Source organism: Terrimonas sp., from assembly GCF_003075435.1.
In the GTDB taxonomy this organism is placed as follows: domain Bacteria; phylum Bacteroidota; class Bacteroidia; order Chitinophagales; family Chitinophagaceae; genus Agriterribacter.
Map to the genome: position 1 here is coordinate 73,435 of NZ_QCZJ01000015.1, position 18,727 is coordinate 92,161.

The 18,727-nt window shown below is 42.1% G+C and carries 13 protein-coding genes and 1 riboswitch; of the genes, 7 read left to right on the plus strand and 6 right to left on the minus strand.

Annotated features, from left to right (window positions below):
* Positions 1-187: 187 nt before the first annotated feature.
* The 5 genes from DC498_RS16230 to DC498_RS16250 all read left to right on the plus strand — a co-directional run bounded on the left by DC498_RS16230 (position 188) and on the right by DC498_RS16250 (position 6,291).
* Positions 188-3,043 (plus strand): DEAD/DEAH box helicase, encoded by a 2,856-nt coding sequence (locus tag DC498_RS16230; protein ID WP_116875232.1) that lies wholly within the window; start codon positions 188-190, stop codon positions 3,041-3,043.
* 593 nt (positions 3,044-3,636) lie between these two features.
* Positions 3,637-3,709, plus strand: a riboswitch (Fluoride riboswitch).
* Positions 3,710-3,748: 39 nt separating this feature from the next.
* Positions 3,749-5,101, plus strand: coding sequence for a voltage-gated chloride channel family protein (locus tag DC498_RS16235; RefSeq protein ID WP_116875233.1), 1,353 nt, complete (start codon positions 3,749-3,751; stop codon positions 5,099-5,101).
* Positions 5,095-5,463 (plus strand): DUF190 domain-containing protein, encoded by a 369-nt coding sequence (locus tag DC498_RS16240; protein ID WP_116875234.1) that lies wholly within the window; start codon positions 5,095-5,097, stop codon positions 5,461-5,463. The genes DC498_RS16235 and DC498_RS16240 overlap by 7 nt, the downstream gene beginning before the upstream one ends.
* A 6-nt stretch (positions 5,464-5,469) precedes the next feature.
* Positions 5,470-5,838 (plus strand): fluoride efflux transporter CrcB, encoded by a 369-nt coding sequence (gene crcB / locus DC498_RS16245; protein WP_116875235.1) that lies wholly within the window; start codon positions 5,470-5,472, stop codon positions 5,836-5,838.
* Positions 5,839-5,844: 6 nt separating this feature from the next.
* The gene (locus DC498_RS16250) at positions 5,845-6,291 is read left to right on the plus strand and encodes a universal stress protein (RefSeq protein WP_116875236.1); all 447 of its coding nucleotides are present in this window, start codon (positions 5,845-5,847) and stop codon (positions 6,289-6,291) included.
* A 13-nt stretch (positions 6,292-6,304) separates the two neighbouring features.
* On the opposite strand, the gene pyrH is transcribed toward DC498_RS16250, so the two are convergent.
* From pyrH to DC498_RS16265, 3 genes are all read right to left on the minus strand, one after another.
* On the minus strand, positions 6,305-7,018 hold the full coding sequence (gene pyrH, locus DC498_RS16255; RefSeq protein WP_116875237.1) for a UMP kinase: 714 nt from the start codon (positions 7,016-7,018) through the stop codon (positions 6,305-6,307).
* A gap of 193 nt (positions 7,019-7,211) precedes the next feature.
* Complete coding sequence (locus DC498_RS16260) at positions 7,212-7,889, minus strand: response regulator transcription factor (RefSeq protein ID WP_133176872.1); 678 nt, start codon at positions 7,887-7,889, stop codon at positions 7,212-7,214.
* A 41-nt stretch (positions 7,890-7,930) separates the two neighbouring features.
* A complete protein-coding gene (locus DC498_RS16265; RefSeq protein ID WP_116875239.1) occupies positions 7,931-9,898 on the minus strand; it encodes a tetratricopeptide repeat-containing sensor histidine kinase in 1,968 nt (655 codons plus the stop codon).
* Between the two features lie 396 nt (positions 9,899-10,294).
* On the opposite strand from DC498_RS16265, the gene DC498_RS16270 reads away from it, so the two are divergent.
* Positions 10,295-13,723 (plus strand): carboxypeptidase-like regulatory domain-containing protein, encoded by a 3,429-nt coding sequence (locus DC498_RS16270; RefSeq protein WP_116875240.1) that lies wholly within the window; start codon positions 10,295-10,297, stop codon positions 13,721-13,723.
* 209 nt (positions 13,724-13,932) lie between these two features.
* On the opposite strand, the gene DC498_RS16275 is transcribed toward DC498_RS16270, so the two are convergent.
* On the minus strand, positions 13,933-14,499 hold the full coding sequence (locus DC498_RS16275) for a lysozyme (RefSeq protein WP_165813866.1): 567 nt from the start codon (positions 14,497-14,499) through the stop codon (positions 13,933-13,935).
* Between the two features lie 513 nt (positions 14,500-15,012).
* A complete protein-coding gene (gene argH / locus DC498_RS16280) occupies positions 15,013-16,311 on the minus strand; it encodes an argininosuccinate lyase (protein WP_116875281.1) in 1,299 nt (432 codons plus the stop codon).
* Between the two features lie 104 nt (positions 16,312-16,415).
* Between argH and DC498_RS16285 the strand changes: the two genes are divergently transcribed.
* The gene (locus DC498_RS16285; protein ID WP_116875242.1) at positions 16,416-17,597 is read left to right on the plus strand and encodes a cystathionine gamma-synthase family protein; all 1,182 of its coding nucleotides are present in this window, start codon (positions 16,416-16,418) and stop codon (positions 17,595-17,597) included.
* Positions 17,598-17,799: 202 nt separating this feature from the next.
* Here the strand turns inward: DC498_RS16285 and DC498_RS16290 are convergent, their stop codons facing one another.
* Positions 17,800-18,723 (minus strand): serine hydrolase, encoded by a 924-nt coding sequence (locus DC498_RS16290; protein WP_165813867.1) that lies wholly within the window; start codon positions 18,721-18,723, stop codon positions 17,800-17,802.
* Between the last annotated feature and the right edge of the window lie 4 nt (positions 18,724-18,727).

The window sequence follows — 18,727 nt, forward strand, 5'->3', positions numbered from 1 at the left end:
TGTTATACCCTTTTTACCTGTGTTCCATCCTTCTCATGATAATATATCCTGCACTTCATTCGCGTATTCGTAACAATATTTACCTGTAAAGGTAACCCCAAAAAACTTTCATTTAATTTTTTATCATGTGCGTTATATATCTTCAATCCTTTTATTTTTGTCGCCCTGTGTTATAATTTTTTGCGTGATGGATAAAAAGGAGCTTATTATTTTACAGATTTCTCCCGGAGATTTTTTGAGCGCTTCGCCTGTTATAAACAAATTAAATATTGTTAAGAAGGGAACAAATATCAATCTTACTACAGAGGTATTGGATTGGTCGCTTGTGCGTAAAATTTTCAGAGATGCCCCCAAGCCATTCAGGGATGTGTTGATGGATTGCTGTGAGGAGGCAATTGTGGAGCAGAAGCAGCATATTAAACATCTGCACAGTGTGCAAAGAACGGATATCGGGTGGGACGCATTTTTCTCAAAAAACATTGCGGCATACTGGCATAAAGCATTCGAATCGCTTAAGCCATATTTTTCATTGGTAAAATGGTATCAAAAGAAACCACAGCCCGGTAAAAAAAGTTTTCTTTCAGGTCCTTGCTCATTCAGCACATTCAGACCTTCGTTGCAATTTGACGTACATAAAAAAAATGATTTACTCTCACTGCATTGTAATGTTGTACTCAATGGCATATCGTATGCACTAAGTACATTTAACCGGTTTGAATTTTTACTGGAAAGCAAAAGCGAATATTTTATTCTTGCTTACCGAGATTATGTAATGCTTGAAAAAATAAAAGCGCTTCCTGTTGACAGGTATGCCTCTGAGCCGCAGGAGTTTGCCAAACATATTCTTGCCGACATAGAGAAAAATTACACAGTAAACAGGAATGATCATTTTCCTGTAAATGAACTTGTAATAAAGCCCATAAACCGGCTTTTGCTGAGCGAACTGAATAATGCTTTTTTAATGCTCACGCCACAATGGGTATATGATGGCACTTTAATAGACGGCGCCTATAAAGAAACGTTTGAAATAGTAAAAGATGGGGAATCGGTAATTATAAAACGCGATAAAACAGCAGAAGATGATTTCGTAAAAACGCTGATAGCCCTTCATCCCAATTTTGCCAACCAGAGAAATGGCTACTATTATCTTTCTTTTGCTGACGCCCAAAAAAAGCAGTGGTTTATGAAAGTGTATCATCAACTGCTGCAGATGGATATTGAGATTGTCGGTATGGATATGCTGAAGCATTTCCGTTACTCTCCGCATGAAGCCTTAACAGAAATGGAACCTGTAAGAGAAAGTGAGCGGTGGATAGTGTATGAAATGGATATTTCATTTGGAAAAGAAAAAGTGCCGCTGGCAGAGTTGCAGAAAATGTTACTGGCGGGTCAAAAGGCATTGCTGCTGAAAGACGGGTCTCTTGGAGTGCTGGGCGATGTATGGATGCAACAATATGCTTCTATTGTAAAGCATGGAAAGATTACTAATAATGAAATAGAAGTCTTGCGCTGGATGGCGGTTGCAACACAGGAAAGTAATGCGCCGCTGAAAGAAGCTGTACAAAAAAGCTGGTGGCAAAAATGGCAGCAATGGCAACGGGAAGACGGATTACAATACGCTTTACCAGGCTCATTGAATGTGAGTTTGCGCCCGTATCAGCAAAAAGGCTATGAGTGGCTATTACTGCTGAATGAAATAGGTGCAGGGGCCTGCCTTGCAGATGATATGGGCCTGGGTAAAACCTTGCAGAGTATAGCCGCAATAGTATCTTATATTACCCAACAACCATCCTCGAAAAATATCATTATCTGCCCGTCATCACTTATTTATAACTGGCAAAAAGAGTTTGAGCGATTTGCGCCTGCTATACAAACAATAGTATATCACGGCGTTAACCGAAAAAAAGAAATACTTACTGAACCAGAACACCAGGTGATCATCACCACGTACAGTACGATGCGCAATGATGTGGATGATATAGCGCAACAAGGGTATGGTATGGCAGTTATTGATGAAAGCCATAATATAAAAAACCCTTCAACACAAATAGCGCAGGCGGTAATGAAAATACGCGCTGATTTTCGTTTAGCCCTCAGCGGTACTCCTGTGGTGAACAATACATTCGATCTTTATTCGCAACTCAATTTCGTGGTGCCGGGTTTATTTGGCAGCAGGGAATTTTTTAAAAGAGAATATGCCGACCCGATAGACAGCTGGCAGGATGAAGAAAAAGTAATCGCTTTAAAAAAGTTAACCGCGCCATTTATTCTACGCCGTACAAAAGAGCAGGTAGCGAAAGACCTGCCTGATAAAACAGAATCAATATTGTGGTGTGATATGAACGGGCTGCAGCGCAGTGTATACGAAGATATCTTACAACAAACACGCAAAAGTATCTTTCTTGAAGTGGAGAAAAACGGTTTATCGAAAAGTAAGTTCTCTATTCTGCAGGGCATGACGAAATTGAGGCAGGTTTGCAGCTCTCCGTTATTATTACCTGAAGATGATAAGCAGGTGCCTTGCTCAGAATCTGTAAAAATGCAGGTATTGATGGATGAGCTGACGAATATATTATCGTCGCATAAAGCGCTGGTATTTTCTCAATTCAGTTCTATGTTGCATTTGCTGGCGGAGGAATGCGGGAAAAGAGGTTTTGATTATTATCATTTTGACGGGCAGACGCCTCCTGTAAAAAGAGCTGAAATGGTAGAAGCTTTTCAACAGCCCGGCAATACAGTTCCGCTATTCCTGATCAGTCTTAAGGCAGGTAATACCGGGCTTACTTTAACCGCAGCGGATTATGTTTTTCTCTTTGACCCCTGGTGGAATACTGCCGTGGAAGACCAGGCAGTCGACAGAACACACCGCATAGGACAAACCAAAAATGTTTTTGCTTATAAGATGATCTGCAAGGATACTATCGAAGAAAAAATTATCAACCTGCAGCAGAAGAAGAAAAAATTATCCGAAGACCTGGTATCAGCCGATGAAGGATTTATTCAATCACTTACGGAAGAGGATGTGGCGTATTTATTTGGTTAAGGACAAAAGTCAAACAGCCCCTTCATTTGGTTGCCTTCCACGTTTTCGCTTGTTTAGGATGGTGTGCAAAGTTATTGTATGCATTAACCTTTGCTTATGGGTAAGCAGGCAAACACCTCCGGGGCTATATCTTATGCCAGGGCTTGTTTTGTCATACGAAAATTATATATACACTCTGCTGCACGCTATGGTTACCATGCTATTGTGCAGCAAATTCGTTTTATATGTACAATCCTCAGCATATTTCAAATCATACAATATTCCTTTACAAAAATCGAACCTTATGACCTTAGTAACGAAACGTGAAACTTAGCTCAACCTTATTACATTATTGCATCTCGTTTCAATAACTGTCAGATTTAACTTTAACCGGCTGCGGTTATAAGCTAATAAGGTTGTACAATTATTAGCAATGTGTTACTAAGGTTTTAAGAAAACGCTATTACAGGCTGCCTTCTCTGATATCGGGATATTTGGTTAGGTGCGTTGGTGTATATCCCTTGTTTTGCAGGCGCACCTGCGGGACCGATTTGAAATACCCCTATCAGGTTCCGATATAATTTTTGTGATATAAAACATCTATCTTCGTGTTTTGCGGCAAAGGAAATGGTGTCTTCCTATTTGAACCGTCCCGCTAAAGGCAGGACTGATGGCGCCTACAGATTATAAGCATTTTTATTGCTGTATATATTATAATTTGTAGGAATGAAAAAAATCAAGGCTCCTTTTGAACATCTTTTTATTGTTTCTTATCTTTTTAAATGGACTTTATTAGTGCTACCTGTTTCATTGGTGACAGGTTCGCTGGTAGCATTGTTTTTATGGCTACTTGAAAAAGCAATTAACCTGAGATTCGCCTATCCGTGGCTGTTATTCCTGTTGCCTGTTGCCGGTATTTTTATTTACATGTTATACAAATACCTGGGCAAAAATTCTGAAGGCGGTAATAATCTTATTATGGATGAGATTCACGAACCCGGAGGTGGTATCCCCTTCAGGATGGCTCCGCTTGTGCTCATTACTACGGTTATTACACATTTGTTTGGCGGATCGGCAGGCAGGGAAGGCACTGCTGTGCAGATAGGAGGGAGTATTGCGCAATTCTTTGCAAAAAAATTAAAGCTGTCGCAGGAGAATGTAAAAACACTTTTGATGACAGGTATTGCAGCGGGATTTGGCGCCGTGTTCGGTACACCTGTTACAGGAGCAATATTCGCGCTTGAAGTACTTGCACTGGGCAGAATAAAACATGATGCACTGATGCCCTGCTTTATTGCAAGTGTGCTTGCTGATATAGTATGCACGGCATGGGGTATTCATCACACACATTACCATATTGATTTTACCAGCGAAGCGGTTGTATTCTTCAATTATTTTCATTTTAATTTTCCACTGCTTATTAAAACAATTATAGCCGGTGTGGCATTTGGGCTTGCCGGTTATATGTTTGCTGAATTATCACACACTATAAAAAATTACAGTAACCGGTTTGTCAAAATTAAGTGGCTGATCCCGGCTATAGGGGGTGTTATCATTATCCTCTTCACTTTTATATCAGGCACACAGGATTACCTGAGCCTTGGCGTAAGCAGTCCTGATCCGAAAGCCGTATCAATCGTTTCAAGCTTTAATGAAGGAGGCGCAACCTGGTTCAGCTGGTTGTGGAAATTATTGTTCACAGCAATTACGCTCGGCACCGGGTTTAAAGGCGGAGAGGTAACGCCACTGTTTTTTATTGGCGCGGCTCTGGGCAATACGATTGCCGTATTAACGGGCGCGCCTGTTGACCTGATGGCGGGGCTGGGTTTTATTGCCGTGTTTGCCGGGGCAACCAATACTCCCATCGCGTGTACAATTATGGGAGTGGAATTATTTGGAGCAGACAACGTATTATATTATGCAGTAGCCTGCTTCACCGCGTATTATTTCAGCGGGCATTCTGGTATTTATCATGCGCAGCGTATTGGTGTTTCCAAAGTAGATAAGTTAAATCATCATACCAATGAAACCTTACATACCGTGCGGCAGAAGCGCATTAAAAACAGAAAATTATGGTAAAGAAACTTAAACATCGTTCTTTAGGGAAACTGGAAATTTATATAGCTCCCGCGCATAAGGTTCAGCATGGCAGAAGAAGCCTGTTCAGAAAATTGTTTCCCAAGTCAACGTATATACACCTGATAGAGGAAGCAAAAAAAGATGGCATTATCAACGCGGCTGCTCATAGCACACATACCAGCTTTACTACTGATGGAAAAATCATTGCATTCAGCGCAGAAGGCGATAATGCTAAACTGGCCATGTGCGTGGAGCTTGTGGACAAAAGAGAAAAACTGGAAATCTTTTTTTTAAAACACCAGGAATTACTGAGAGAAAAAGTGGTTATTTACAAAGAAGTGGAATTCTGGGATGCAGAATAAATAAACATGAGAGCAATACTTTTTATATGGCTTGGTGGTGGTTTCGGCAGCGTGTTACGGTACCTTGTGCAACTGGGTACGAGTAAATTATTCACCGTTACTTTTCCTGCGGGTACTTTCGTTGTCAATATTTCCGGCTGCTTTGTTATTGGTTTGTTATACGGGCTCGCCACCAAATACGCTGCGCTTACCATGGAATGGAGGTTGTTTTTAATAACCGGTATATGTGGCGGTTATACTACATTCTCCAGTTTTTCGTATGAAGGGATCAGCTTATTCAGGCAAGGGAATTACACCTACTTTATTTTGTATACCGTGCTCAGTGTTGTGGTTGGGCTGCTTTCTACTTTTTTTGGAATGACTGTTGTTAAATAATATTTTATGGAACGCGAATACAAACGGATACTTATAGCGATTGATAACAGTTCGTATTCTATGAAGGCAGCGGATGTTGGCTTTTCGCTTGCCCATGGCTTAAAAGCCACCGTTGGCCTGATATATGTGGTTGACAGGTCAAAAGAAGTTGTGAATGCTGATTTGGGCATTACGCCAGGGGAAAGCCAGACAGTTTTATTAAGTGAAGCAGAAAAAACAATTGAACAGTATATTCATTTATATGACGGTGTTGAACATGTTGAACAATTTACACCGGAAGGATTGCCTGAACATGAGATCATTAATATCGCGAAGGAATGGAAGGCAGATATGATTGTAATGGGTACTCACGGGCGGTCAGGTATTGAAAAAATATTAACGGGTTCAACAACTGAATATGTTATAAGGCATGCAACTATACCGGTATTGGTATCACCTTCGCTGATGGAATAAATCTATATTTTTATTACCCTGTAACCAGCGTTCCCACTTTCTCCCCGTTTACCACTTTAAGCAGGTTGCCGGGCTTGTTCATATCAAAAACAATGATCGGCAATTTGTTTTCCATACAAAGTGTAAAAGCGGTCATATCCATCACTTTCAGGTTTTTGTCAATACACTCTCTAAAAGTAATGGTCTCATATTTTTTTGCGTCAGGATTTTTTTCAGGATCGGCAGTATATATACCATCAACTCTTGTACCTTTTAGTATTACATCTGCTTTTATTTCTATTGCTCTCAGTGAGCCTGCGGTATCTGTGGTGAAATAAGGATTACCTGTGCCTGCGCCAAAAATCACTATTCGCTTTTTTTCCAGGTGGCGCATTGCTCTTCTGCGGATATAAGGTTCCGCTATCTGTTCCATTTTTATGGCGCTCAGTAACCTGGTAAATAATCCCTCCTTTTCCATAGATGCCTGCAATGCCATGCCGTTTATTACGGTGGCAAGCATGCCCATATAATCACCATGCGCTCTCTCAATACCGGTTTCGGATTCATTCATCCCCCTGTAAATATTTCCGCCGCCAATCACTATTGCTACTTCTACTCCTTCATCATGAATGGATTTAATTTCAGTTGCATATTGCTTTAAAACAACAGGGTCTAGTCCAAAACCGCTGTTCCCAATCAGTGATTCACCGGAGAGCTTTAAAAGAATGCGCTTGTATTTTTGTGCCATAGAGAGGAAAAATTTGCGCAGCGAAGATAGGGGAAGAAATTTTTACCGGCAATAGTTAAACTTCAAATGGAAGCATTTCAATTTTCCGCATTAATGGTTTAATCGAGGACAAGAGTTCTTTTGATTGATGTTTTATCCAGTTTTATTTTAGTTACCCGGCGGGATTTACCTAATTCCGGTAAGATATCCGTCTTCACACCCAATTATTCTTATGCGCCAGACTAATAACCTGTGCTTTGGAATTAACGTGCAGCTTTTCATATATATTGGCGATATGCTTGCGCACCGTCAGCACACTCAGGTTTAACGCGGAAGCAATGCGCTTGGCATCCCAGCCGTTTACCATTTGCTGTAATATTTCTTTTTCTCTTTCGGTGATGGCAGCAGGCAAGTTAGTTTCTGCTTTTGTTTCTGCACTACCACCCGAGCGACTTAACAATTGAAGCGCTTTCCTGGCAATGGCCGGGCTCATGGGCGCGCCCTGGTATTTCAGCACATTTATTATGGCATCTTCCAGGGCGGCAGCGCTTTCATGTTTCAGCAAATATCCTGATGCACCGGCTTTAATGGCATCGAATATTTTTTCATCATCGTCAAATACGGTCAGCACAATAAAATGGATCTGAGGGTATAAGCTCTTTGCAAGCGCTATGGTTTGTATGCCGTCTAATTCCGGCATTTCAATATCCATAAAAATGATCTGCGGCAGCGCGTTAAAAGGCAGGCCTTTCAGTTCCTCTAAGCATTCATGGCCATTTTTGGCGATGAATGAAAGCTTGTAATCATGCAGTACATTTATTTTCTGCAGAAAAGTATTCCTGTTGATCGCATTATCTTCTGCAAGCGCTATTATTACCGGCTTATTTTCCATATTATACACAATTTCGTTTTGGCGTAAATATTTTCCAATAATCAATTTGTAGTAGGTGAAATGATTACGCTTGTTCCCCTTCCCGGCTCAGATAGCCATTCTATATCCCAGCCTGTTTCCTTAGCTCTTCCTTTCATATTGCTCAGTCCGTTACCATCTTTTGATCGCTGCATTATTCCTGCCCCGTTATCGGCAATGCTGATTTTCCAGCCTGCAGTTGTGCTTTCAATAATTATATCAACTTTTGTTCCCTTGCTATGCTTCAGCGCATTGTTGATGGCTTCCTGCACTATACGGAAAAGATGAAACGCATGAGAGGGGCTCAGCATCCTGTCGTCATCAATGTTTTCCGCAACATTTATTGAAATAGCCGGGTAACTGTTTTGTATACGTTGTATAAATATCTTAATACGGTCGCTGATGGCGGTTAATGAAAGTGCGTCTTTCTTTAATGCCCATATTGTATCGTTCAACTGGGCTACGATTGCCTGCGAATTATTACGCAGTTCCTGAACAGCTATATTTCCGGATACATTGCCTGCTATAGGTTCAATAAAGTCGAGGTTCGAAACAATAGACGCGGCATAAGCGCCAAGATTATCATGCAGATCGGCAGCTATGCGCTTCCGTTCATTTTCTTCCGCTTGTGCTATAGATTGTGCGGCAAGGCTTTTTTCTTTTTCCAGCATCGCGTTCAGCCTGATCTTTTCCCTCTTGCGATACCCTGTAAACATGACCCACGCGATCACCAAAGCAAAAAAAGCAATGCCGAGCAAAGCATAAAACCGGTTGTTTTTATTGGTGATGTCAAGTTTTTGCTGAATAATGGTATTTTCCTTTTTCTGCACTTCGTATTGGGTTTGCAATTCGGCTATGGCCTGTGCTGAATTGTATTTGTAGAGCGAGTCTTTGGCTATAATGATCTGTTCAAGCATTTGCTGGTATTCATTATTATCTTCAAGCATTTTATAACACCTGGCAAGCACCTGGTAATAGCCTAACCTTATAGTAATAGCGTTAGCATAACTTTGTTCATCGCCCGGTAGAGGAGCACGGACATCGCCAACCAGCAGGGCATCTTTACAGAACTGAATAGCCTTTTTAACCTGGTTGGTTTGCAAATAAAACTCGGCAAGGCTGGTATTGTCATCCGCATACAAATTGCCATCTCCTGCTTCTTTTCGTAAAGCGATCATTTCCTTTAATGATTGTTCCGCCTCATCCAATCTTCCGGCGGCAATAAAAACAGACGACTGTTTTTGCAGCGCAAGCGCAAGGCTGGAAAGGTTTTCAACTTTTTTAAAAAGCGCTACTCCTTTTCCACTATATTGTACCGCCGAATCCGTTTTGCCCAATTGGAGATAAGCCTCAGACATATTTATAAAAATGCCTGCCCTTATTTCGTCAAAGCGTTTATCATTGCCGCATGCTGTTAAAGCTCTCGACAGCCACGTAAGAGCGTCTCTCGTATTGCTGCGGGCAAGCGCAACAGACCCTATTGAATTGAGGTTTTCGCCCAACGTAATTGAATCTTTATACGCTTCAGCTTCGCTTACAATCCTGTAAAGTATAGTGAGCGCATCCTGGAAACGCGACCGCCCGGCATAGGTCATGGCTTTAAGCCGGGATGCTTTAAAATAAATATCTCTTTGTTCGGGAATAGTAACTTTATTGGCGGCAATCAGGGGGTCAACAGTAAAGATGGCGCTGTCTGCCCATCCCCAACGGGCATAATCGCAGGCTACGGCAAATTCAGCCATCTGCTTTAACCTTGCATTATCGGTATTGGCGGCAAGCTCTCTCGCTAAAAAAGTATAATGATCAAGCGTATCTCTTGTAATGCTTTTGTATTCGTTGCAAAGCATATAAATAGCTTCAATTTTCTGTTGATCATTTTTTGCCTGAAATACATATTGCTTAAGACTATCAATGAGGCGGGTTTGCGTTTTCCCGGTTAAAGAAAAAAGCAGCAGCAAAGGGATCGGCGTATAACGATAAATGATAGTCATGTATGACGGGATAAAAGTAAATAAAGCTTTTAATTAGTAAAGGAGCGTACTGCAAATTGAGTATATTTCTTCGTGAGACGTGAAAAGTGAGAGGTGAGTACCTCACATCTATCGCTTGCCTCTTGGCAGCTACCCTGCATACACAAGTATATAATCACTATTGTCCGACAAATATGAATAGGCGATTAAATATTCATCACACTTTTAGATTTTAAACCACCCCCTAATGCAATTCGTCAACCTGATTTGAATTTGGCTCCCCTCTCCGCTGTGCGGAGAGGGGTTGGGGGTGAGGGGGTATTATTGCCCTACTATAAATTAAGTATTTCCCCCTACTTTGATTAGAGCCATTTTTGTTCTGCTAAAAAAATCTATTCAACTCAAAGCTAAGGCAGAATGAAAAAGATAATCTTTTACTCCATGATGGTGCTGTTGATAATGGTCAACAGTTGCCAGAAAAATGATCTCCCTAACCCTCCCGGCGGCGGAGGAGACACGACCCGTTTACCAGAACTGCCCAAAGAAGGCGTTCCGGTTAAAACCAGTGTATTCGGAAGAATAGTGGATGAACAGGATAAGCCGCTCCAGGGTGTAACGGTGACCGGCGGTGGATCTGCGGCCTCTACTGATGTGAACGGCATTTTTATCCTGAAAGATATAATGCTCGACCAGGCGCGTGCCTATATTACTGCTACCAAAACGGGTTATTTCAGCGGCTCCCGTATTTTTCAGCCGATAAAGGATGACATGTCAAGACCGCCACTGATAAAGCTGCTGGCGCAGAAAAATATCGGCTCTATTAATGCGGCTTCGGGTGGTGCGGCAGAATCCAAAGGAGGCATTAAAGTAGAGCTGCCGGCCAATGCTATTGAAGGATACAGCGGGCAGGTAAATGTAGTTTCATCTTATATCAACCCTACCAGCCCTGATTTCTTTGCAAGGATGCCGGGCGATCTTGCCGCAGACAATGCGGAGAACAAGCGCGGCTCCCTGGTATCGTATGGAATGGCTGCCATTGACCTGCTGGATGGCGCCGGTAAGAAATTAAAATTAAAGCCGGGCATGCAGGCTACCATCACTTTGCCTGTGCCGCAGTCCCTGCAATCGTCGGCCGCACCTACCATAGCCATGTGGCATTTTGATGAAACAAAAGGTATATGGAAAGAAGAAGGCAGTGGTACCCTGCAAAATGGTAAATATGTAGGTAAGGTATCACATTTTTCTATGTGGAACTACGACCACTGGAATCCGATGATGGCGCTCCCGATGATCCTGCGCTGGATGCTTTCCAAACTGTCGAGCGTGCCGCCTGAGGGCGAGGACGAAATATTGAACCATCCGCCTGATTTTATTTTGACCGTAAAAGATAAAAAAACAAAAACAACCCTGTATAGTAATACGTTCCCCACACCCAGGCCCGTACCCAACAGCAGCCCGAAGGAATCGAAAAGCGAGGTTAATTTTCCACTGCCCAATATCGCGGAAGTGATGGAGGTAACGGTTACTCCGGTACAGCCTGGCGGCCCGGATTATCCTACCAACACAGACCATTCACCTGTGGGAGATGAAGTGCCGCCTGCATTGCCAACCATTGCTACCGAGGGCGAAAGCGTAACGGTTGAAGTAAGACCCACCAACCCGCCTACCACCATTACCATTACCATTCCCCCGCAAAGCGGCGGTGGTGGTGGAAATGGGGAAACAGTGGTAAATGTAAATGGCAAGGCCGTGAACTGCGACAACAAACCGGTAACCACGGGCTATGCCTTTATGAGCATGAGAAGCGGCAACACCATCGTAAAAAGCACCACTTCACCTATTTATGGAAATGAGGGGCGCTTTACCGTGCAGTATGTTTTTTATACTGCGTTGCAAAACCGGATAGACAATGTGGTACTGACGATATACGATGTAACCACCGGCAAAAAAAGCCCGGATATGAAGATCAATGTCACCCCTTCTGTTGCTTATATGCTGCAGGAACCGGTAAAGATATGCGATAACAATAATAGCGGTGGCAACAACGACAATGCAAAAGTATTTAAAGGAAATTACGTCATTGAAAATGCCGCAACGTTGAAGGCGTTCATTGACTCTGCTTATACAGAGGTAACCGGTATACTCTATGTTTCTAACATGAGCGATCTCGGCGGCATCATCAAGCTTAAAAAAGTGGGGGGCATTGAGCTGAGAAGAAATACAATAACCTCTCTTGGCGGACTAGCGGAACTGGAAGATATGTCTTCTTTAACATTGGTGGAAAACGGGCAACTGGTAAATGCCGCCTTTCCCAAACTGGCCAATAAAAACATGCAGAGTATAAATATATCCTATAGCCTGAGTCTTGTCGGGCTTACCTTACCATCTATCGAGAATATAGGCGCGTCGGGAGGTAGCATCACCATTACAGGAAATCCTGTTCTCAAAACATTGTCTATTCCTAACCTGAAGTCGGTAAATAAGTGTGGTTATATTGTGATCTCTAATTCATTGCTTGAGAACCTGAATACCTTTGCCAATGCCAGCGGTACATTAGGCACCTGGGGACTAACATTAACGGATAATTCCGCACTTACTTCTGTAAGCGGCCTGAGTAAAATTGTATGTACGGCAAGGCTCACCATTGACCAGTGTGTTAAACTTCCCACATTACAGGGTATTAATATTCCGGCTGATATGGCAGACTGGGTAAGCATTACCAGAAATGATGTATTAACAGATATTACGGCAGTATCCGATAAGCTGAAATCATCAGGAACACAGGGAGGGCTCACCATTACGTCCAATGCGGCGTTGAAAACAGCCGGCTTCCCTTTATATGAAAAAGGAAATGTGGTTTGTAAAGAAAACGGGTTGCTTGCCACGCTAAGCATGCCTAAACTTAAAGAAGCTGAATCTGTTGACATTACACACAATATAAAGCTGGCAGGTATTGATATGAGTGCATTGGAATCGTTGCCGGATGGATTGTACCTGAATGGCGGCTATGAAACAGTGCAGGCATTGGCTTCATTTGATCTACCCTCGCTAAAAACATGCGGGCGGTTCACTATTTTAAATTGCCCCGGTATTACCAACTTAGATGGTTTTGGCAACCTTGAAACCGTAACCGGCGACCTGACTATTTCCAATGCCCAAATCCCGGGGACCAGTATAAAACTGAAAACGATCAACGGGTTCAATAAGCTCAGCAGCCTTCCCTATTCCCTGCTTCTTGAACAGGCTGCAAGCGCGGGTGACGGGCTAGTAGGTTATGATGGCCCGCTTACAAGTATCAGGGGGTTCAAAAACCTGAAATCAATAGGCGCCATGTTTGCAATTGGCGGTAAAAATCTTACCGATATCTCCGGTTTTTCCAACCTGGAATCAATAGGGCAGGATACGAGGATAATAACGACAAGCCTGACCGGGCTGGAAGGGCTGGCAAAATTAAAATCAGCAGGCTTAAAAGAGAACAGGCTCATTTATATCCATACCAATACCAAACTTACCTCTCTCAAAGGGCTGGCTGCGCTTACAGATATTTCAGGTATTTATTTTACGCGTAACCCGGAGTTAAAAAGCCTGGAGGGGCTCGAAAAAATAAAATCAATGAAATATGGTATTGTCCTGTCCACCAATGATAAGCTCGCCAATGTTGACGGACTGGCAAATGTAGAAGGCGCGGTTAACGGTATCACTATATCGGAGAATAAAATATTAAGCAGTTTGTGCGGCATAACCAAACTCGTAAAAGGCGGCGGTAATACCAGTGTTTACCGTGTTTCAGGCAACGCTTATAATCCCACAGAAGATGATATAAAGAGCGGCAAGTGTAATAAGTAGGTTTTTTTAGTTAACACAATCACGGAGAGAGATTATCAGGTTAGCCAACGACCTGATGATTCAGCTCTTCGTGATTTTATTTTCCATGGCCGTGTTCCGGCAAAAAAATCAGCGTTGTATTTTTGCGTATTCTTTTATTCTTCCTCTTTCCGTTTCTTTTAAATATTTTTCTCTTTTTACAATTAACTTTAAAATATCTACGCATCTATTCATGAGAAATACAGGTTAGCTTCCCTTATCCTTCTTTTCAACAGTATAGGTTTGCCTCCGGCATTTTTCCACATTTTAAATGCGTCGGTAATTTTAGGATCAGATGGATTTTTGTTTACGAGTTTTAAAACCGTGCTATTCTTAAAACCGTTTACCCCAATATTATAAGTGAGGCTCACAAGCGCATCAAACTGATTTTGATTAATATCGTTTCGGGTGTTACTCCATACCGCTTTTTCATAAAAGCCCAGTATATTTAAAAAAAGAGAAAGCGCCCGGTCTTTAGATATAGGCGGGTCACTCATTTTAACTCTCACACCATTTTCGTAATAAGTATTACCATACCCGATCGTAGGTACTCCAACGGAATCTAAATACGGCTTTAACATACACCCCTCTTCCTGCCCGATAAATTCAAGTCCCTTTTTGCTGAGATGCTGAATTTCAGATATTACAGTCATTGCTCTTACTGCGCCCATTAATGTTACGTCTGCGGGCTGTTTGTTCCTGCTTTTTGCAGCAGCATGCTTTTTATTGCTACGTACTGCTTTTTTTGATTTTGCCATGTTTACAATTTGTATTGATAAATGCATGCAGCCTGCACAACAGGCAACATCTGTTTAAAAATAAATAAGCCGGTACTAAAGAGTGCGGAATATTAAGGTTTTTATTATTGGAGCATTGCCTGCCAAACAGCACTTATAAAAAACTGCCGCGTTAATCGTACGAAGTCATATCTGTCTGCAGGTTTACCTGTAAAAGGACGGGCAGGCGGGCGATTAAAGTCAGCATCTTACATTTCCTTAACCTATTAATTTAATGGTTGTACAGGATAGACACAACACATTAGAATATTACACAACTAATGTACTAACAAAAAAATTCAGGTACAATGTATTTATATAGGAAGTTGAAAATAAATATTACCTGGTGGAAGAAATTTAACATCGACAGTTTCCCGGGCAACAGTCAAGAATGTTACATTAATCGTGAAAGGCAGTCTGGACACATGAGCCTTCCCTGTCTTTCATTTCAGCTCTTACACATGTAATATTAATTAACCCTGCATAACATCAATATTAGAATTTCTGCAGCACCTTCTGCATCTCCGCAACAATGCCATCATTACTCAAATTACCAATACTCCCCTCATGTATATGATGTAGCTGCTTCTTGTAATCAAAATTAAATTTACCCTGCTCAATATCATTACCTACCTGGCGGTAAGCATCACGGAATGAAACGCCTTTATTTACAAGCTCATTTACTGCCTCCACGCTAAAAAGATACCTGTACTTTTCATCATCCAGGATATTCTCTTTTATGCTGATATTCGAGAGCATTAGTTTTGTCATTTGTATACAGGCTTTCAGCTCTTCAATAGCAGGAAATAAAATTTCTTTTGTCAATTGCATTTCGCGGTGATAGCCTGAAGGCAGATTGTTGATGAGCAGCGTAAGCTCATTGGGTGTTGACTGTATACGGTTGCATTTACCTCTTATCAACTCAAATACATCCGGATTTTTTTTATGCGGCATGATGCTGCTGCCTGTAGTCAGTTCATTAGGAAAAGAAATAAAACCGAAATTCTGGTTAATATACAGGCAGGCATCCATCGCCAGCTTGCTTAATGTTGCGGCTACGCTGCTGATGCCAATCGCGACAATCTTTTCTGTTTTACCGCGGCTCATTTGTGCATATACCGAATTGTAATTCAGCGACCCGAATTGCAATAGTTCAGTTGTTAAATTTCTGTTCAGCGGAAAAGAAGATCCATAACCGGCTCCGCTGCCCAAAGGATTTTTGTTGGCCACATGATATGCGGCTGCCAGCAGTTCCATATCATCGGTTAAGCTTTCGGCATAAGCGCCAAACCACAATCCGAATGATGAAGGCATGGCTATCTGGAGATGTGTATAGCCAGGCAGTAATTTGTCTTTGAACTTCTCGCTCTGGCTGAGGAGCAAATCGAACAATGCTTTCACTTCATCCTTTATGGCCAATACTTCTGCACGGAGGTATAGCTTCAGATCAACGGCAACCTGGTCGTTCCGGCTTCTGCCGCTATGAATTTTTTTACCTGCTTCGCCTATACGTTGCGTTAACAGGTATTCCACCTGAGAGTGCACATCTTCAATTCCTTCTTCTATGGTAAATTTTGAATTAAGTATATCCTCCAAAATGCCTTCGAGCCCTTTTACCGCCTCAGCTGCGTCTTTTTCATTCATCAGGCCCACTTCTTTCAGCATTTTTACATGCGCTATTGAACCCTGCACATCGTATTGCGCCAGCAGCAGGTCAAATTCTTTATCCCTGCCTACGGTAAATTTTTCAATCAGTTGGTTTACGGAAGAATTGTCTTTTTGCCAGAGCTTCATCTGCATTATATTTGAGGCTGCAAGATACAAGTTTAGCGGTAACACACATTGCAGGCAATTTCACCTGTTACCGCTGTCATCAATTATCATAATATTTAATCAACATGGATTTTTCATCATACAAAAAAGGAACAAAAGCTATCTGGGCAGGCGAAGACCTGTTTTCAGTGAATGGATCAGCTACCACACCTGTTGTAGGCAGTGTGGCATTTTCTTATAATGATCTTGACAAATGGTATGATGTAGCTACGGGCAATACAGAGGGCTTTATTTATAGCCGTAATACCAATCCTACCGTGAGCGTATTGGAAGAAAAAATACGCCAACTGGAATCCGGAGAAGCAGCTACTGCTTTTGCCACGGGGATGGCTGCTATCAGTAATACTTTGTTTACATTTCTTACTCCCGGGAAACGGGTTGTATCCCTGAAAGATACTTACGGCGGCACCAGTAAAATCTTCCTTGACTTTTTGCCTGAATATAATGTTGACGTGAAGCTTTGCGACACAACTGATCATGAGCAGATAGAGGCTGAAATAGCAAAAGGCTGCGACCTGCTTTATCTTGAAACGCCCACCAATCCAACATTAAAAATAGTTGATATCAGAAGGCTGGTTGAAGCCGCTAAAAAATCAGGCGCTATAGTGGTGGTTGATAATACTTTCGCCACGCCCATTAATCAAAATCCCTTAGTGCTTGGCGCTGACCTGGTTTTGCATAGCGCCACAAAATTTTTATGCGGGCATTCAGACGCAATGGGTGGCGTGCTTACAGGAAAAAAGGAACTGGTGCAAAAAGTATTTCAGTTCAGGGAAATCAATGGCGCCAGCCTGCAGGCCGATCCTGCATATATGATTGCAAGAGGAATGAAAACGCTTGAACTGCGGATCGAAAGGCAAAACGCATCTGCGCTTACTATTGCCCGTTATCTTAAAGCACACCCTAAGGTTACTGATGTGTTTTACCCGGGGCTGGAAACACATCCGGGGCATGAGATAGCCAAAACACAAATGAAAGGGTTCGGTGGCATTTTAAGCTTTTCTGTTGATGGCGGCTATGATAATGTAAAGAAAGTATTGCCCCAACTTAAGCTCGTGCATCTTGCTGCAAGCCTTGGTTCTGTAAGCACCCTTGCAGGTCCGCCGCGCACAACAAGTCATGTGGAATTAACACAGGAACAAAGAAAGCTATTGGGTATTCCTGAAGGATTGATACGATATTCAGTAGGTATTGAAAATGTGGATGATTTATTGGGGGACCTGGAACAGGCGTTGGGGAAGATGTGAAAAAAGCCGAAAGCCTCTCCTCCCATCATCCTCTCCGAAAGATAGGAGGTGGTGCTGCATCTTTAATCAACTTTATATCTTCCAATTCAACTACATTACCTTTACTGTTCAACAATCAGCCTCTTCGCATTTTTATCAGTTTAGTTGAAAAGCGGGCCTTTATGCTCAGGTCTCCTTCTCTTTGGGAAGGCCGGGATGGGCTTCACCTCTCCTTTGGAGAGGCCGGGAGAGGCTTTTTTGTCACCTCCTCATACACCAGCCTGCTCACTTCCGCCAATGCCGCCGCGGATTTTTCATCATCTTCTATTCCCCTTGATAATAATACAATCACATATTTTCTTCCATCGGGCAAAAACACAATTCCTGAATCATGCCTCACACCTTTGAAAGCGCCTGTTTTGTTGGCAACTTTTACATCTGCCGGAAGTTTACCCCCAATTACCCGTTTAAACCGCTGGTGCAGTAATATATCCAGCATATCGTCGGTAGATCTTTTATCAGCAACAGTTCCTTTTGCTATACTTTCCATTACAAGCACTAAATCATAAGCAGTAGTAATATTATTCAGGCCCTTTTCAAATGCTTTCTTGTCTTCCACACCACGGAGCACCTGCATATTTTTTGTACCCAGCTTGCGCATGGTAGCGGTTACGTTTTTTGCACCAACCAGCTCAATAATATTATTGGTGGCTAGATTGCTGCTTACGGTTATCATTCTGAAAACAATATCTCTTATTGGTAGTTTTTTCCCTATATGGAGATAGAGATCGTGTTCGCTGTCGTCTGTTGAATCAAGAGAGTATGTGCTGCCATCAACAATACTTGAAAAAGTATTTTTCACCAGCATGGAATCTGTTACGGAAAATTTTCCCTGTGCGGCTTGTTTATATACTTCTATCATTACCGGTGTTTTCATGGTGCTGGCCGAATGAAAGATGTCTTCAGCATTCCAGAAAAAAGTTGCTGACGTGTTCAGGTTTTTAAAAGCTACTCCAAATGTTGCTTCAGGGAACTGTGAAAATATATTCGATATTTTTTCTCGCAGGGCGCTGGTGTCATTTACTGGTTTTGCCGGAGATGAATGACATATAAATGCAGTTGTTAGTATTGTAAATAAATATTTCATCGTA

Coding starts and splice junctions, on each gene's coding strand:
- argH (WP_116875281.1), bottom strand. CDS start 16,311: ATGAAGCTCTGGCAAAAAGACAATTCTTCCGTAAACCAACTGATTGAA.
- DC498_RS16260 (WP_133176872.1), bottom strand. CDS start 7,889: ATGGAAAATAAGCCGGTAATAATAGCGCTTGCAGAAGATAATGCGATC.
- pyrH (WP_116875237.1), bottom strand. CDS start 7,018: ATGGCACAAAAATACAAGCGCATTCTTTTAAAGCTCTCCGGTGAATCA.
- DC498_RS16240 (WP_116875234.1), top strand. CDS start 5,095: ATGGTAAAGAAACTTAAACATCGTTCTTTAGGGAAACTGGAAATTTAT.
- DC498_RS16275 (WP_165813866.1), bottom strand. CDS start 14,499: ATGGCAAAATCAAAAAAAGCAGTACGTAGCAATAAAAAGCATGCTGCT.
- DC498_RS16270 (WP_116875240.1), top strand. CDS start 10,295: ATGAAAAAGATAATCTTTTACTCCATGATGGTGCTGTTGATAATGGTC.
- DC498_RS16230 (WP_116875232.1), top strand. CDS start 188: ATGGATAAAAAGGAGCTTATTATTTTACAGATTTCTCCCGGAGATTTT.
- crcB (WP_116875235.1), top strand. CDS start 5,470: ATGAGAGCAATACTTTTTATATGGCTTGGTGGTGGTTTCGGCAGCGTG.
- DC498_RS16235 (WP_116875233.1), top strand. CDS start 3,749: ATGAAAAAAATCAAGGCTCCTTTTGAACATCTTTTTATTGTTTCTTAT.
- DC498_RS16265 (WP_116875239.1), bottom strand. CDS start 9,898: ATGACTATCATTTATCGTTATACGCCGATCCCTTTGCTGCTGCTTTTT.
- DC498_RS16250 (WP_116875236.1), top strand. CDS start 5,845: ATGGAACGCGAATACAAACGGATACTTATAGCGATTGATAACAGTTCG.
- DC498_RS16285 (WP_116875242.1), top strand. CDS start 16,416: ATGGATTTTTCATCATACAAAAAAGGAACAAAAGCTATCTGGGCAGGC.
- DC498_RS16290 (WP_165813867.1), bottom strand. CDS start 18,723: ATGAAATATTTATTTACAATACTAACAACTGCATTTATATGTCATTCA.